This window comes from Nonlabens spongiae, assembly GCF_002117125.1.
Lineage (GTDB): Bacteria > Bacteroidota > Bacteroidia > Flavobacteriales > Flavobacteriaceae > Nonlabens > Nonlabens spongiae.
Map to the genome: position 1 here is coordinate 2,944,774 of NZ_CP019344.1, position 14,573 is coordinate 2,959,346.

The following is a 14,573-nucleotide window of genomic DNA, read 5'->3' on the forward strand; positions in this document are numbered from 1 at the left end:
CTTTAAGATTAAACGATTAATTATTAAGTTTTTATGGTTCAGGGAATCTCATTTCCTGAAACTTTTCCTTTTTCAAAACAATCCAGATTATAGATTGTAGTTTCTGCAATATTGGTCAATGCTGTTTCGGTCAAAAAGGCTTGATGACTTGTAATTAGTACATTATTGAAAGTCATTAGCCGTGCAATTACATCGTCCTGTAATATATTTTCGGAATGGTCTTCAAAAAACAACCCTTCTTCCTCCTCATACACATCGATGCCGAAATAGCCAATTTTTTTAGACTTTAGGCCTTCGATAACCGCTTTGGTGTCGACCAGTCCTCCACGACTTGTATTGATAAGCATTACCCCTTGTTTCATCAATGAAATATGCTTTGCATCAATCAAATGTTTAGTTGAAGCTGTAAGTGGAACGTGAAGACTTATGATATCGGACTGTTTGCAAATGGTCTCGCAATCTGTATAGCGAACACCATATAAATTGATAAGGTTTTCATCTTCAACTATATCGTGTACAAGGATATTACAGCCAAAACCGTGTAGAATTTTAACCAATACAGCGCCTATTTTTCCTGTTCCTATGACACCTACAGTTTTTCTGTTTAAGTCGAAACCTGTAAGTCCGTTTAAAGAAAAATTTTGTTCGCGCACTCTATTGTGGGCTTTAATCAGTCTTCGGTTTAATGCAAGTATCAAAGCCATTGTATGTTCTGCAATGGCATAAGGTGAATAGGCTGGGACACGGGCCACTTTTATATTCAATTCAGCTGCTTTTTCTAAATCGACGTGATTGAAACCTGCCGAACGTAATGCGATAAATTTTATGCCTAGTTTGTGTAAAATATCCAAAACTTCCGAAGAGGCATCGTCACTTGAGAAAAGTGCTATGGCCTTTGAACCTTCTGCCAATAAGGCGGTTTCCTTTGTTAGCCTAAATTCCAGAAAATTCAATTGATGTTTTCCTTTATTAGCGTTTTCAATGGAAGGCTTATCGAATTTATGTGTGCTGTATATTGTTGTTTTCATAATTTATGTTCCAAATAGTTCTAAAAGTTCGTGCAATTCTTTATTGACCTGATGTTGCTTGACCACCTCATTAAAAGGGGTTAAGTGCAATTGATTGTTTAAAATCCCGATCATTACATTCTTTTTACTTTGTAAAAGCGATTTTACGGCTTCCACCCCAAGCCTTATGCCCAACATTCTATCCAAAGCAGAAGGATTTCCACCTCGCTGTATGTGGCCAAGCTTTGTTATGCGTAAATCGACATTGGGATTGACTTCCTTTATTTTTGAAGAAACAAGTTCGGCACCAATTTCGTCACCTTCAGAAACTACGATTAGAAAAGCATCCTCGCTATCGTAATTTTTCACCTTACCCAAAAGGTTAATAAAGTCCGTACCGCTCTCCGGAATTAATATGGCGTCCGCACCAACCATCAATCCAGAATGAATACCGATGTAACCCGAATCCCTTCCCATTACTTCAACAATGAACACACGGTTATGGGATTCGGCAGTATCCCTTATTTTATCAATATTTTCAATGGCTGTGTTAACTGCAGAATCAAAACCAAGGGTGTAATCCGTACCCGAAATATCGTTATCAATAGTTCCGGGAATCCCTATGAATGGGATATCGCATATCTCTGAAAAAGCAAGTAATCCTTTAAATGTACCATCACCACCAATGGCAATTAAAGCGTCTATTTTGTTTACATTTAGAGTTTGCAAGGCTTTTTTTCGACCTTCCAGTTCGAGAAAACGTTTGCTTCGGGCTGTCTTAAGGATAGTGCCACCCTTTTGGGTCAGTTTTTGTAATTCGTGTGATTTTAATTGAACCAAGTCACCGTCTATCAATCCTTCATATCCTTTTCGAAAGCCGCTTACGTTTATACCATTTACTTCAGCCGTTTTTGTAATGGCGTACAAGGCTGCATTCATCCCTGGACTATCACCTCCAGAGGTAAATACACCTATATGTTTTATAGTACTATCCATAGTTATAAAGCTTCTTTTTTAAGAATTTCAATGTTTTTTATACCATACAACCTATTAAAAACCATACAAGCTGTAAGGTCACCCGTTACGTTTACAGCAGTCCTGAACATTCCCAACAATCTTTCTACACCAATAATAATGATGATGCCTTCGGCTGGGATACCAACACTTCCCAAAACAGAAGCGAGTATCACCACACCACCTCCGGGAATGGCAGGTGTGCCGATTGAAGCAGCAACGATAGTTACAATGACCACAATAATATTGAGTAAACTCATTTCCAGTCCATAGGCTTGGGCTATAAAAAGGGTTGTTATCGTTTGATAAAGTGCAGTACCATCCATATTGACGGTTGCGCCAATGGGAATGATAAAATTGCTAATGGTCTTGTCCACCTTTAATTTTTCTTCGGCTGTTTGAAGGGAAAGTGGCATCACGGCCGCAGAGCTTGTGGTTGAAAAGGCCAATAATTGAACGTCCCTTATTTTTTTTAAGAAATGCATAGGGTTTGCTTTTCCAAGAAGCACAATTAGCCCTAAATAGAAAATTACTAAGAATAACAGACCGAGCAAGACGACACCCACATAGTAGGTGAGGCCAGATAGAGAACTCAAACCAACACTAGAGGTAAGCTGTGCCATAAGTCCGAAAACAGCAATAGGGACTAATAACATAGACCATTTTACCACCGTCATACAGACTTCCTGAATGGCACTTAGAAGCAGCTTTACTGGGCGCAGTAAATCATTTTCAAGAGATAGCACAGCTACACCAATAATGATTGTGAAAATCACAATACTTAACATTTCACCACTTACCATAGATGCCAATGGATTTTCAGGAAGCAGGTTTGAGATGGCATCAGGAATCGTTTCAACTCCGAAGGAAAGCTCGGGTTCATCAGTTGAAACTGCCGTAATTTCATTATGCTCTTTTAGTGCTTGTTGATGAAGAAAACGACCCGGTCTAAAAATTTGGGATAGTATCGTACCAATGCTAACCGAAACTATTGTTGTGCCCAAAAAATATAGTAAAACACCACCACCTAATTTTTTTAAACTGTCCTTATCATTACTTGCGATTCCTGTGATGATGGAAGCCACAATCAACGGAATCATAATCATTTGAACCAGTTTCAGAAATAGTACACCGGGCAATGCCAGCCAATTCCCCGCGATATCTGCTGTTTCTTTAGAAATCCATCCATTTTGTGGACTCAATAACAGACCAAATCCAACACCTAACAACAAAGCAATGATTACTTTAAGCCATAGACGGCTTTCTACCAGTTTAAGGAGGTAGTGGTTAAGTGATTTTAATGATTTTATCTCTGTGTCAAACATTCTGTTGATTATGCTACACTAATTTTATCGTCCAAATAAACTTCCTGAACAGATTGTAATACTTTCACGCCTTCGCTAAAGGGCTTTTGAAATGCTTTTCTTCCCATTATCAGCCCAGAGCCACCAGCCCTTTTATTGATGACGGCAGTTGTTACAGCTTCGGACAAATCTGATTTGCCTTTGGAACCACCACCTGAATTAATCAGCCCTATTTTACCCATATAGCAATTGGCTACTTGCAACCTGCAAAGGTCAATAGGGTGGTCTGTGGTAAGGGTTTTATACATTTCATCATCATATTTTCCAAATCCTATCTCTTTGAAACCAAAATTATTGGTTGGTAATTTTTGTTTGATGATATCTGCCTGTATCGTTACTCCAATATGATTGGCTTGTCCGGTTACATCGGCCGATGCGTGATAATCTTCCTTGTTGGTTTTAAATGCCTCGTTCCGTGTATAGCACCATAAGATGGTGGCCATTCCCAGATTATGGGCTTCTTCAAAAGCTTCAGCTATTTCTTTTAGCTGTCTGTTGCTTTCTGCTGAACCGAAATAAATCGTAGCTCCTACGGCAATTGCTCCCATATCCCAAGCGGTTTTTACATTACCAAAGAGCGTTTGGTCATATTTATTGGGATAGGTGAGTAACTCATTATGGTTAATCTTAACGATAAAAGGGATTTTATGGGCATACTTTCGAGCGTTCAAGCCCAATACTCCAAACGTAGATGCCACACCATTACAACCCGCTTCGATAGCAAGTTTTATAATGTTCTCAGGGTCAAAATAATCCGGGTTCTTGTAGAATGAAAAGGTTGCGCTATGCTCAATGCCTTGGTCTACTGGAAGAATACTCAAATAGCCTGTGCCACCAAGATTGCCGTGGTTGTATAATTGGTTAAGGCTTCTTATTACCTGTGGATTTCTGTTGCTATTGACAAATACTTTTTCAAGACTATTTTTACTTGGTGTCTGCAATTCATCTTTTGTGATTCTTTCACAAACGTGATTCAAGTAGAAATCAGCTTTGTCTCCTAAAAGCTCTGTGATATTTATATCTGTTTTCATTTAAAAGAGGATTAATGAATTCCTAAGCTTTCATTGGTTTTGGCGATGGATTTCCCCCCATCTGTTTCAATTCCAGTTAGTGCTCTAATAGCATCTATGGTTTCTGGGATAACAATAGCTTGGTTGTCTACCACGTAGGCATAAAAGAGTTCGTCTCCCTTTACTTTCAGCATATCTTCCCAAAGAGCAACTTCATACATATCGCCCCAAGGTCTTCCCATATCCAGAAACATTTCCTTAATGGTGTTGTTAGAAACCAAGCCTTGGTCATACCGAATTAGTTTAATACGACTTGAAGTTTTGAAAGCGTTTAGCACTTCTTCCTTTGTCGCTTGCTTTTTCAATTTCACATTCCAGTAGTGCATATGGCTTAAGGTTTGCGGTACTTTTACTGCTGCGGTGATGACATCCAGTTCTGGGTCAACACTTTTAGCATCCGGACCTTGATGGCTTGGGATATCTTTTTCGGGAACCATCGTATTCATAATACCACCTAAATGACTTTCCCAAGGGTCTGTAGCTCTTCTTAAAAGTGTACCTCTGGCATAATCCAATAAATCGGCTCTTTTTAAAGCGGTCAAGGTTCTTAAAATAGACGTAGTATTACAGGAAACTACTCTTGTCGCATTCAAGTTTAGAGCGGATTTGTAATTATTTTCTGCACTAAAGGAATGCCCTGTGGTTTCGTGTTTTTCGCCACCGTGCAAAATAAATTTTATATTCTGTTCTTTATAAATCGCTACATTTTGAGCAGCAATCTTTTTAGGCGTACAGTCCACAACAAGGTCTGATTTCTTTAAAAGTTCCTGCATATTGCCTTTAACAGAAATCCCTTCAGATTTCATATTATCAGCTGCATCTTGAGTTGCTGCGTATATGTTGTAATTCTTTCTTACTGCATTTTGAATACGCCAATCGCTGATGATATCGCAAACGCCCGAAAGCTTCATATCATCTTGTAAATTGATGGCATCTGCCACCCTTTTTCCTATGACTCCGTATCCTATAACTCCTATTTTTTTCATATAAATTTTGTTTTAATTAGTTATTCTTCTGTGTTGTCGACTAATGATTTATGTTTGAAATTTCGAATAATTAGGCGGTTGCTTTTTTCATAAGTGAAATAGCTAACCGCCCAATTAAAACCAACCATCAATCTATTTCTAAATCCACTTATAGATAACAAGTGTACAATTGACCATAGCAACCAAGCGAAATAACCAGCAAATTTGAATTTGCCTAAATCGGCAACAGCCTTTCGTTTTCCTACTGTGGCCAATGAACCTTTGTCTTTGTATTCAAAAGGTTTTGCGCCTTCACCCTTAATAATTTTCAATAATACATTACCTAAATATTTGCCTTGCTGGATTGCTGTTTGGGCTACTTGTGGATGCCCTTTGGGTGTGTCTGTAGTAATCATTGCCGCTATATCGCCTACGGCAAAAATATTTTTGCAGCCTTCTACCATTAAAAACGAGTCAGTTTTTAAGCGGTTACCCCTAACCACGTGTTTTTCATCTATACCTTTGGGGAATTGTCCTTTTACACCTGCCGTCCAGATGAGGTTTCTTGCTAAAATCTTCTTTCCGCTATTCGTAGTAACCTCTGAACCGTCATAATCACTTACCGACTCGTTGAATAGTACTTTTACATTTAAGTCTTTCAGATACTTTAAAGTTTTTGATGATGCTTTGTCTGACATTGTGCTTAACAACTCGTCAATAGCTTCTATCAAATAAATGTTCATTATGGAAGCAGGGTATTCTGGATAATCCTTCTGTAGAATGTATTTGCAAAATTCAGCCAAAGCTCCTGCCATTTCTACGCCAGCGGGACCACCTCCAACAATAACGAAATTTGTTAGGGAATCACGTTCATCATCATCGCAGGTAATGGCTGCTTGTTCTAAGTTTTGCAGCATCATATGGCGAATGTTGAGGGAATCACGAATATCCTTCATCCCTAAGCTGTTTTGGGCTACGGAATCCATTCCGAAAAAATTTGTGGTCGTACCAGTTGCAAGTACCAGATAGTCGTAGTGGACTTTTCCTTTGGTAGTTGTTAATGTATTTGATGAGGGTTGAATTTCCTCGACTTCCGCCAAGCGGAACACTACATTTTTATATCCCTTAAATTGTTTTCTAAATGGAAACACAATGCTGTCTGGCTCCAAAGCACTCGTTGCCACTTGATAGAATAAAGGTTGAAATTGATGGAAGTTGTTTTTATCGAACAATACAACTTGTACTTCTTTATGTTTCAATTTTTCTACCAATGCCAGACCAGCAAAACCACCACCAATGATAACTACGCGAGGTAGGTCAGAATCTGGAAGGCAGATATTATCCGTTACCTTGCAGGCAGATGACATTATTTTCTTATGTGTGTGGCTATCTTTCATTTGTTAGTTGTTCATATTTCATTCACCCTTTATCTTTATCTCTTGCAATAAGTACCGAGCACTTGGCGTGGGTGGCTAAATATTGGGAAACAGAGCCTAAAAGTAAGCGCGACAACGCACCTTGACCTTGAGAGCCCACTACAATTAAATCTGCTTTCCAATCCTCGGCTTTTTCGAGGATGGCACTTTTGGGTAGTCCGCTCACAACGATAGTAGTTATGTTAAGAGCTTTGTTTTTGCTCTTTAGAACATCGCTGGCTTCCGAAACAATTTTATTACCTATTGTTTTAGCGCCACTTATGAAATCTTCGTAGTAGTTGTTCAAGCTTCCACCTGTGGCCATTAATTCTGGGCCAATCATAGTGGGAAACTCATATACAGTTATGATGCAGATTTCAGCATATGATGGTAATATCATTTTATTGATTTCATCTACAGCAGCTTTGCTAAAGTCTGAACCGTCTACTGCCAATAGTATTTTCATAATTTGAATGTTTTAGTTGGTTAAAATTCCTTTCGGTTTTATAAGTCTTCTCCAATACAAGTGTTCATATAATCCAGACCAGTACATACCAAAGGTGAAGGCGAACAGTAGTTCTTCTATGGGTACACCCAAGAAAAGAATATGGGTCAGGTTGTCAAGATTCCAGTACAGCTCCACATATTGAGGATAAAACGGAAGGATACTTCCGAAATAAATGAAGTACAGTACTGTAAACAAGATTCCTCCGACCCAAATCTTCTTATTTAAATCTGGACGGCAATAGAGTGTTGCCAAACCACCTATGAACAAAGCGATAATCCCACAATAAATGTGGTTGAGCGATGTAAATAGGGCGAGTATAAAAAAGACCAGTGCAGGCACAAATAGTATATAAATATGTAGCTTATGTCTTTGATGACCACGCTCGCTATGCGGAATTTTAACGAGGCTTCGTTTAAAAATAAGGTTGTAGAGTACCGTGCCAATCCCGCCAATGGCAAAAGAAAAGATAAGGCTCTCTATATCAAAACCTGTTTTTATAGCCAAATTGAACAGCGAAGGTGGAAACCAATATTCTGGAACAAACAAAGGTTCAGTTAAACCAAAAGGCATTGTTATAAGGCTCATTTTGAGCATCTCTTTTCTTGATTCTTTTCTCAACAGATAGATGATTGCCCAAAGCGCAAGAATTATAAGTGACCATATGAACCAGACGTATTGCATAAACCTTACTGTTTTTTAATTTGAGCGTTATAAAAAGCTGCGATACAAGCACCAATTAACCATCCCAAAATAAATGTTTGTACTATTCCTAATCCTGCTTCCCATAAGGGTACATCCATCCTAATAATGCTCGTGGTGTCTAAACCGTGCAATAGGCTGTTGAAAAAATCTATAGTGGCTTCTCGGCCTGCTGTTGCCATTACAATCATACAGCCCAAGTAAATTAACGCTCCGGTAAGCCCGAATGCGAATCCTAATTTCTTTACGTTTAATCGATACATAATTTTTAGTTTTAATTTAGTTGTCCGAGTTTATAATCTTTTTAGATTCTTCGAATTCTTCCTTAGATATTTCACCTTTTGCAAAGCGGTTTTTGAGAATATCGAGCGGGCTGTCCTTCTTAGTTTTTTGATAGGGAATATCTGTTGGGATAAAGAATATCCAAGCAATAAATATTATCCATATAATCCACCATATTAGGTGCATACCTCCAAAATGTCCGTCGTATAAATGCATAATTTTTGGTTTTAGTTGTTATTAATTTATTTCTGTAATTGTGTATCCGTTAAGTTTGCTGAGTTGCTTTTGTAATTCAGTAATTGAAAGTTTTTCTGTCATCGTGATAAACGTTGCGCCTTTTGGCGCCAGAAAAATTTCTGCCTTTTCGATATTGGGATGTTCTTCCAAAGTCTTCTTGACCCTTGCTACACATCCACCACAACTGATTCCGTTTATTTGAAATTTTTGCTTCATTGTGTTTTATTTATTAGTGATCTTGATGTCTTTTGTGTTCTTCTTTTGTGTTCTGTTCAGATTGATTGTTATTGCCATCCCGATGCTTACGATTATTGGGTCTTCCGTGCCGATGTGAACCGTGGGGCATAAATAAATGGATACCGAACATAACGAGGATGAAAATGAACAGAGAAGAACTGCTTCCTATACCAAACGATGGTGCTAAAAAAATAAATAGCAACGGTAGTCCACATCCGATGACCATCCATATCCAGTGACTGTTTTTCATTGTGCTTTGCTTTATGGGTTAGAAATTAGTGATGTTCAGAATGATTGTTTTCTGTTTCATTGTTCATATACATCATATCCATCCCCTTATCTTTCATCATCATAGAACAGGATTCCATACAATCTTCAGTCATCATTCCTTTTTCGTGCATCATTTTCATCATATTTCCCATCATTTTTCCATCGCCCATCATTCTGTTCATCATTGAATGCATCATTGTGCTATCCTTCATCATCATTTGCATACCCTGTCCATTCATCATAGAACCCATCATTTTTTTGTTGCCTTGCATCATTTTCATTGTTGCTGGATTTCCGTGCATACTTTCCATAAACTCGGCCATATATGCATCGTTCTCAACAATGCTATTAAAAACCTCTGTGCGCGTCTCAGGATTTTCCAGTAGTGCTTGCGTGTCTGTTTCTTGTTTGCAGCTGGTTAAGCTGAAAAGGCCAATTGCCAGTAAACCAATAAATAGTGTTCTCATTTTCTTTGTTATTTAATTAGACATAAATTTATTTTTAAACCCATTCCCAATAGCTAATTGGGTTATAGAGAGGGAATGGGTTATCAGCTATTAATCGGGCTGAATTTTTAAGTTTTTGTTTTAGTATAATATTTACTAATCGATTTTTTTGATTTGCCATTTAGAGTTGTTTCCTTTTACGGCGACCAAATTGGCCGAAATAAATTTTGATGTTATGGTTGGGGAACCACTATTTTTTATGTTCTGTGGCGAAACGTGTAAGGCCAGTTGTGTTAAGTGGTCCATCGTCGTTCCGGTTTTATCTATAACCACTTCAAAGTAATGATAGCTTACCACGTCCTTTTTGAAAATATCATTATAGCCAATGGTCTCTTTGTGTACCTTTAGTGCTATTGCCTTTTTGTTATTAAAATTGGTGGCGTTAAGAAATTGAGGTGCAATAACAGTTCCCCCTTCTTTATTTATATATCCATAATAGAGCACCCCACCCTTATGATGGGCAATCAAGCATCTATCGTCTTCAAAGATTGGGTAATTGGCGTTGTCTGTTTTGGTTACCACCAAATCATTTCGAAAATCAATGATTAATTTTCCTTCTTGGTCAATAAAACCCCATTCGTTCCCTTTTTTAATGGCGGCAACGCCATCTTTAAAAGGCGAGATGTAGTCTAAATTTTCTAAAGTTTGAGCTATTCCCAGATAAGGGATGAGCAGTAATGCGATGACAAATTTTTTCATTTTTGGTTTGATTTAATTTGTTAAAATTAATGACTGTTGCAGACCTTTATCTGCATAACTTTCGTTGATATCTATATAATTTCATCATAGAAATTCCGTTTCCAATTTCCTGTGTTCTTGTAATCTGTCATACTCATTCCCACCACTTCCTTAAACTGTCTGGATAAATGATTTACGCTGCTATAGTCCAATAGGTAACCTATGTCAGAGAAGGAATGTTGTTTAAGTTGGATAAGTTCTTTAACCTTCTCTATCTTCAATTTGATGAAATACTTTTCAATGGTTGATTTTTCAATGGTTGAAAATAGTTTGCTCAGTGTCTTATAGTCACGATGCAATGCTGAGGCCAAGAGTTCTGAGGTCTTCACTTTCATATCCAATGGTAGTTCAACAAGTTGCTCGATTAGTAGAATTTTGATTCTTTCAACCAGCATCTCTTCTTCATTTTCTACAATTTTGAAACTATTTGTGTGAAGCACCCTTGTTACGTTGTCCGTTATAGCAGCTTCATTTAGGTTAGGTGCTTCTACCAATAACCTTCCTAGCTCTAATGAGAGTACAGTAATATCTAATTCTTGTAGTTCTTGTTTTATAACTTTAAGGCATCTGCTACAAACCATATTCTTAATCCAGAATTCTTTTGGTGAGCTCATTATAGTATTGGTGTTACTATTGAGTATTCGGCTCAATAGTTTGTAAGGTTTTAACCTTACTGGGTTAATTTGATAAATTGTGTTGTTGGGTAATGGATACAACAATGTTTAGCCAGAAGTTGTTCTTTGACTATAATAGAGGATACAGATTGATATGATCAATCTGCAAGTAAGAAAATCAAATTAAATATGTCTCGTGAAGAACCTGTATATCCTTAGACAACAAGGGCGGCCTATATTGTTCAAAAGGAATGATGTTTTTTTCAAGCCCTTCAAATAGATTGAGGTAAGTGTAAAAAAAGGTGTTAAGAAAGAGTATATCTTCATACTCAAGTTGGGTCTGAGCCTTTTTTATGGTGTCATCACCTGTTTTAATCAAAGTTTGGTTGCTGCAGCAATCTTTTTCTTGAAGAGAAGTACACTGTTTTGTGTTTAAATCTTTTTTTTGAGCCTTGTCTGCACATACTTTGGCTTTTCCAAAGAGTGCCATATCAACCAATTTATTGCAGCAAAAGTGCATATCTACTGTAAATGAAGCTGTGCTAAAAAATATAGTAGCTGCTAAAAAGAAGGCCAATATTTTGGTAAAAAAAGATTTCACGTAATAAAATTAATGATTTTATATCAAAAATTTAAAAAAATGTTAAAAATTAGTTTATGTTATTATTTTTTGATTTATCATAAACTTTAATTTTACGCTACGAATTTAAAATAATCGGTTTTCAAAAAATATGACTTTTGTCATCAAATAAAGATTACTTTAAAATCCGTAACCGACGGCAAAATTGATTCCAAAAGGATGACCGGGACGTAAACCTGCTGGTACGCGAGATACAGGATATTCTGAATTAAATAAGTTTATTATGTTTGTTGATAGCATAAAATTTTCATTTAAAAAATATTGAACAGATAAGTCAAAGATGAAATTAGAATCTACTTTGAAGTTTTCTGGAATTGGTCCAGAACCAGCCTTGGTTCTAAATGCACCTGTATAGCGCGTATTTAGGTTTACTTCAAATTTCTTATTCTGTAGCCCTAAGGTTGCATTTAATTGGTTTTTTGCAATGTATGGTATTTCATCCCCTTTGGTAACCACCCCATAGATATCTTCGTTACTGTCAAAACTGGTCAGGAATTCGGTATCGGTAAGCGTATAGGAAATCGATAGAGGAAGTTTAAATTTCTCTGATGTATTGTATAGCAAATTGTAATTAAGCAAAAGTTCAAGGCCACTTACACGAACTTCACCTGCATTAAACTGGTCAAGACTTCCTGTGCCACCTGTCGCGGCCAAATCACTTCCCAACAGATTTTGATAATCATTGTAGAACCCGACAAGTTCCCCTGAAAAACCTTTGAAGCCAAATCGAGAACCCAACTCATAATTAATACTTTCTTCTGCATTTTGTCCCTGTGTATTACTTGGTGGCGAAAACCCTTTATGTACCCCACCGAAGACCGATATATAGTTATTGAATCTGTAGTTCGCACCTATGCCGGGAATCCATACATCTACTTTGTTCTCGCGAATAGCTAAATCCTGACCAGTTCTGTTTGGGTCGCTCGTGCCATAATCCGTTCGGGTAAGGGTTATATTTTCATAGCGCAAGCCAGGTGTTAAGGTCAGGTTCTCAATTTTAAGGGTGTACAAGAGGTGCGCCGCCAATGCTTTTGCACTGCTTATACGATTAGCGTCAGTTCCTTTTTCGGCCACCGTGGTTTGTATTAATTCTTGGTTTTGAAATGCGTACCTGTCCACCCACTGAAATCTGTCCTCGTCATCTTCGTGGTAGCGTATTCCCGCTTCCAGGGTTTGTAGCCAATCAGAACCCCATCGTAATTTGGCAATGGATTGAACACCATTTGAGGTGTATGTTCTGTTATTTGCTTTTATGCCCATAACATCGTCTTGGGTGTTTTCGTTTCCTAAAATGGTTTGGTATTCTAAGGGATAATCCTGTGGTGAGGACAGGATGTTACTAATGCTCACCCTTTCGCCTAAATTTACATCGTCCAATTTGTACCAATTGCGCTTGAATTTATTTAAGTAGCCGGTAGTACTTATATTTAACGAAGGGGATATTTGTATAAAATGGGTAAGTAGGTATTGTTGATGTTCGGCGTTCATTACATCTTCGGACGACGCCCTGTATCTTCTATAAGGGTTTTCTTCAAAATCTTCATCGGTCAATCCCAAGTAAGTTTCGTTTGCCTCTTCTTCAGAATATTGGATTTTAAATGTTAGAGACTGATACATTTTTGCATCTAAATTTGAGTTGACCCTAAACTTCGCCAAATAATCAGATTTATCAAATCCTGTATTGCCACCGCCATCTAAATCCTTAAAACCGTCTGAGCTGTAATTGAAATAATCCGTTACAAATCCAAAGTTTTGATAGCTATCACCAATGACTAATTGCGTGTTTTTTGAGCCATAATTCCCTGCGGCAATGGAAGCTCGTCCAGAAAATTCGTCAGGAATTCGGGAAGAAATCATATTAATGGCACCGCCCGTGGTGTTGGGTCCATATTGAATTTGACTGCTTCCTTTCAAGATTTCGACGGCCTGCATACGCCCAATAGTTGGGAAATAATAGGCGGCAGGTGCGCTGTAGGGTGCTGGGGCAATGAGAACGCCATCTTCCATCAAATTTATTTTTGCACTACGCTCAGGCGATGTACCTCGCAAACTTATATTTGGACGTAGTCCAAAACCATCCTCTTCGTAAATATTAATTCCTGGAACCGTTTGTAATACCCTATTGATATTTGTATATGAAAATTTTTTTAAATCCTCTTCGGAAATATAGCTCGCAGAACCTGTTTTGTTTTTAATCTCAAATTTACTGCCCAGTATGGTGTTAGCGGATACAATCACTTCTTTTAGGCGTTCCGTCTTTTGTTGTATAGTATCCTTTTTTTGAGGATTTGTTTGCGCCAATATATATGTAAACTGCAAGATAAATAGTAGGGAAAATAGAGTTCTCATTGGTAATAAATTATTTAGAATGATTTTAAATAGAAGACAAATGTAATGTACTGGTTTTAAAGAACCAATCTTATTTAGAATAATTCTTAATAATAATTTTAAAGTATTTTAAGCTCAATAACTTATCCTTAGAAAAAAATTATAACCATAAAAAACCCGAAACGTTATGCAAATTGTTTGTTAAATAAAAAGACTTTACTTAAAATTTTATACTTTTGTACAATTGATGAAGAAGATTTTTTTTAAAATAGCATCATTTTGTATGGCACTTTTAGTGTTATTCTCAACGTTTTCTTTTACGTTGGCAAGTCATTATTGCGGTGATGTTTTAGTTGATTCTTCTTTGTTTGGAAAAGTAGAAACCTGCGGTATGGAAGTTCAAAAAACTTCTACTTCTTCTAATTGTGATATTACCAAGAAAAACTGCTGTAGTGATGAGCAATTGCTTTTAGAAGGTCAGGATACACTAAAAATTTCCTTCGAAAAACTGGATAAAGAACAGCAAGTATTTGTTGTATCATTTATCCAATCGTATTTAGATTTGTTTGAGTATGAAAACTCAGATAACGAAGTATTTGTAGATTATTCCCCACCGCCCCTTATTAGGGACGTTCAAGTCCTAGACCAGACTTTCCTCATTTGATTTTTAAGTAATTAA

17 protein-coding genes are annotated in these 14,573 nt (G+C 37.2%); 1 reads left to right on the forward strand and 16 read right to left on the reverse strand.

From position 1 onward, the window contains the following. Positions 1–38: 38 nt before the first annotated feature. The 16 genes from BST97_RS13470 to BST97_RS13550 all read right to left on the reverse strand — a co-directional run bounded on the left by BST97_RS13470 (position 39) and on the right by BST97_RS13550 (position 13,915). A complete protein-coding gene (locus BST97_RS13470; RefSeq protein ID WP_085767723.1) occupies positions 39–1,028 on the reverse strand; it encodes a 2-hydroxyacid dehydrogenase in 990 nt (329 codons plus the stop codon). Between the two features lie 3 nt (positions 1,029–1,031). After that, the gene (locus BST97_RS13475; protein WP_085767724.1) at positions 1,032–2,003 is read right to left on the reverse strand and encodes an ATP-dependent 6-phosphofructokinase; all 972 of its coding nucleotides are present in this window, start codon (positions 2,001–2,003) and stop codon (positions 1,032–1,034) included. Positions 2,004–2,005: 2 nt separating this feature from the next. Beyond that, on the reverse strand, positions 2,006–3,346 hold the full coding sequence (locus tag BST97_RS13480) for a dicarboxylate/amino acid:cation symporter (protein WP_085767725.1): 1,341 nt from the start codon (positions 3,344–3,346) through the stop codon (positions 2,006–2,008). An 8-nt stretch (positions 3,347–3,354) separates the two neighbouring features. Continuing rightward, positions 3,355–4,416: a class I fructose-bisphosphate aldolase gene (locus tag BST97_RS13485; RefSeq protein ID WP_085767726.1), complete on the reverse strand. Its 1,062-nt coding sequence runs from the start codon at positions 4,414–4,416 to the stop codon at positions 3,355–3,357. An 11-nt stretch (positions 4,417–4,427) separates the two neighbouring features. After that, positions 4,428–5,441 (reverse strand): type II glyceraldehyde-3-phosphate dehydrogenase, encoded by a 1,014-nt coding sequence (locus BST97_RS13490; RefSeq protein WP_085767727.1) that lies wholly within the window; start codon positions 5,439–5,441, stop codon positions 4,428–4,430. A gap of 20 nt (positions 5,442–5,461) precedes the next feature. Continuing rightward, positions 5,462–6,817: an NAD(P)/FAD-dependent oxidoreductase gene (locus tag BST97_RS13495; RefSeq protein ID WP_085767728.1), complete on the reverse strand. Its 1,356-nt coding sequence runs from the start codon at positions 6,815–6,817 to the stop codon at positions 5,462–5,464. 22 nt (positions 6,818–6,839) lie between these two features. Next, positions 6,840–7,301 carry a universal stress protein gene (locus tag BST97_RS13500; RefSeq protein WP_085767729.1) on the reverse strand — a complete coding sequence of 154 codons (462 nt, stop codon included), beginning with the start codon at positions 7,299–7,301 and terminating at the stop codon, positions 6,840–6,842. 12 nt (positions 7,302–7,313) lie between these two features. Further along, positions 7,314–7,961 carry a lycopene cyclase domain-containing protein gene (locus BST97_RS13505; protein ID WP_245833584.1) on the reverse strand — a complete coding sequence of 216 codons (648 nt, stop codon included), beginning with the start codon at positions 7,959–7,961 and terminating at the stop codon, positions 7,314–7,316. A gap of 68 nt (positions 7,962–8,029) precedes the next feature. Next, positions 8,030–8,305, reverse strand: coding sequence for a DUF5676 family membrane protein (locus tag BST97_RS13510; RefSeq protein ID WP_085767731.1), 276 nt, complete (start codon positions 8,303–8,305; stop codon positions 8,030–8,032). A 16-nt stretch (positions 8,306–8,321) separates the two neighbouring features. Continuing rightward, positions 8,322–8,540, reverse strand: coding sequence for an SHOCT domain-containing protein (locus BST97_RS13515; RefSeq protein ID WP_085767732.1), 219 nt, complete (start codon positions 8,538–8,540; stop codon positions 8,322–8,324). A 21-nt stretch (positions 8,541–8,561) separates the two neighbouring features. Beyond that, positions 8,562–8,777 carry a heavy-metal-associated domain-containing protein gene (locus BST97_RS13520; RefSeq protein WP_085767733.1) on the reverse strand — a complete coding sequence of 72 codons (216 nt, stop codon included), beginning with the start codon at positions 8,775–8,777 and terminating at the stop codon, positions 8,562–8,564. 296 nt (positions 8,778–9,073) lie between these two features. Further along, positions 9,074–9,535, reverse strand: coding sequence for a hypothetical protein (locus BST97_RS13530; RefSeq protein ID WP_085767735.1), 462 nt, complete (start codon positions 9,533–9,535; stop codon positions 9,074–9,076). A 135-nt stretch (positions 9,536–9,670) separates the two neighbouring features. Next, positions 9,671–10,273 carry a WG repeat-containing protein gene (locus BST97_RS13535; RefSeq protein ID WP_085767736.1) on the reverse strand — a complete coding sequence of 201 codons (603 nt, stop codon included), beginning with the start codon at positions 10,271–10,273 and terminating at the stop codon, positions 9,671–9,673. 71 nt (positions 10,274–10,344) lie between these two features. Further along, positions 10,345–10,926 carry a helix-turn-helix domain-containing protein gene (locus tag BST97_RS13540; protein ID WP_085767737.1) on the reverse strand — a complete coding sequence of 194 codons (582 nt, stop codon included), beginning with the start codon at positions 10,924–10,926 and terminating at the stop codon, positions 10,345–10,347. Positions 10,927–11,104: 178 nt separating this feature from the next. Further along, positions 11,105–11,527: an HYC_CC_PP family protein gene (locus BST97_RS13545; protein WP_085767738.1), complete on the reverse strand. Its 423-nt coding sequence runs from the start codon at positions 11,525–11,527 to the stop codon at positions 11,105–11,107. Between the two features lie 159 nt (positions 11,528–11,686). Continuing rightward, positions 11,687–13,915, reverse strand: a complete 2,229-nt coding sequence (locus BST97_RS13550; protein ID WP_085767739.1) for a TonB-dependent receptor family protein — start codon at positions 13,913–13,915, stop codon at positions 11,687–11,689. Positions 13,916–14,141: 226 nt separating this feature from the next. On the opposite strand from BST97_RS13550, the gene BST97_RS13555 reads away from it, so the two are divergent. Next, positions 14,142–14,558 carry an HYC_CC_PP family protein gene (locus BST97_RS13555; RefSeq protein ID WP_085767740.1) on the forward strand — a complete coding sequence of 139 codons (417 nt, stop codon included), beginning with the start codon at positions 14,142–14,144 and terminating at the stop codon, positions 14,556–14,558. Positions 14,559–14,573: the final 15 nt, after the last annotated feature.

What these genes read in the sequence shown, in the direction of transcription:
- BST97_RS13495 (WP_085767728.1), bottom strand. Translation starts at nt 6,817, where the DNA reads ATGAAAGATAGCCACACACATAAGAAAATAATGTCATCTGCCTGCAAG.
- BST97_RS13470 (WP_085767723.1), bottom strand. Translation starts at nt 1,028, where the DNA reads ATGAAAACAACAATATACAGCACACATAAATTCGATAAGCCTTCCATT.
- BST97_RS13555 (WP_085767740.1), top strand. Translation starts at nt 14,142, where the DNA reads ATGAAGAAGATTTTTTTTAAAATAGCATCATTTTGTATGGCACTTTTA.
- BST97_RS13510 (WP_085767731.1), bottom strand. Translation starts at nt 8,305, where the DNA reads ATGTATCGATTAAACGTAAAGAAATTAGGATTCGCATTCGGGCTTACC.
- BST97_RS13520 (WP_085767733.1), bottom strand. Translation starts at nt 8,777, where the DNA reads ATGAAGCAAAAATTTCAAATAAACGGAATCAGTTGTGGTGGATGTGTA.
- BST97_RS13535 (WP_085767736.1), bottom strand. Translation starts at nt 10,273, where the DNA reads ATGAAAAAATTTGTCATCGCATTACTGCTCATCCCTTATCTGGGAATA.
- BST97_RS13490 (WP_085767727.1), bottom strand. Translation starts at nt 5,441, where the DNA reads ATGAAAAAAATAGGAGTTATAGGATACGGAGTCATAGGAAAAAGGGTG.
- BST97_RS13540 (WP_085767737.1), bottom strand. Translation starts at nt 10,926, where the DNA reads ATGAGCTCACCAAAAGAATTCTGGATTAAGAATATGGTTTGTAGCAGA.
- BST97_RS13515 (WP_085767732.1), bottom strand. Translation starts at nt 8,540, where the DNA reads ATGCATTTATACGACGGACATTTTGGAGGTATGCACCTAATATGGTGG.
- BST97_RS13485 (WP_085767726.1), bottom strand. Translation starts at nt 4,416, where the DNA reads ATGAAAACAGATATAAATATCACAGAGCTTTTAGGAGACAAAGCTGAT.
- BST97_RS13530 (WP_085767735.1), bottom strand. Translation starts at nt 9,535, where the DNA reads ATGAGAACACTATTTATTGGTTTACTGGCAATTGGCCTTTTCAGCTTA.
- BST97_RS13480 (WP_085767725.1), bottom strand. Translation starts at nt 3,346, where the DNA reads ATGTTTGACACAGAGATAAAATCATTAAAATCACTTAACCACTACCTC.
- BST97_RS13550 (WP_085767739.1), bottom strand. Translation starts at nt 13,915, where the DNA reads ATGAGAACTCTATTTTCCCTACTATTTATCTTGCAGTTTACATATATA.
- BST97_RS13500 (WP_085767729.1), bottom strand. Translation starts at nt 7,301, where the DNA reads ATGAAAATACTATTGGCAGTAGACGGTTCAGACTTTAGCAAAGCTGCT.
- BST97_RS13475 (WP_085767724.1), bottom strand. Translation starts at nt 2,003, where the DNA reads ATGGATAGTACTATAAAACATATAGGTGTATTTACCTCTGGAGGTGAT.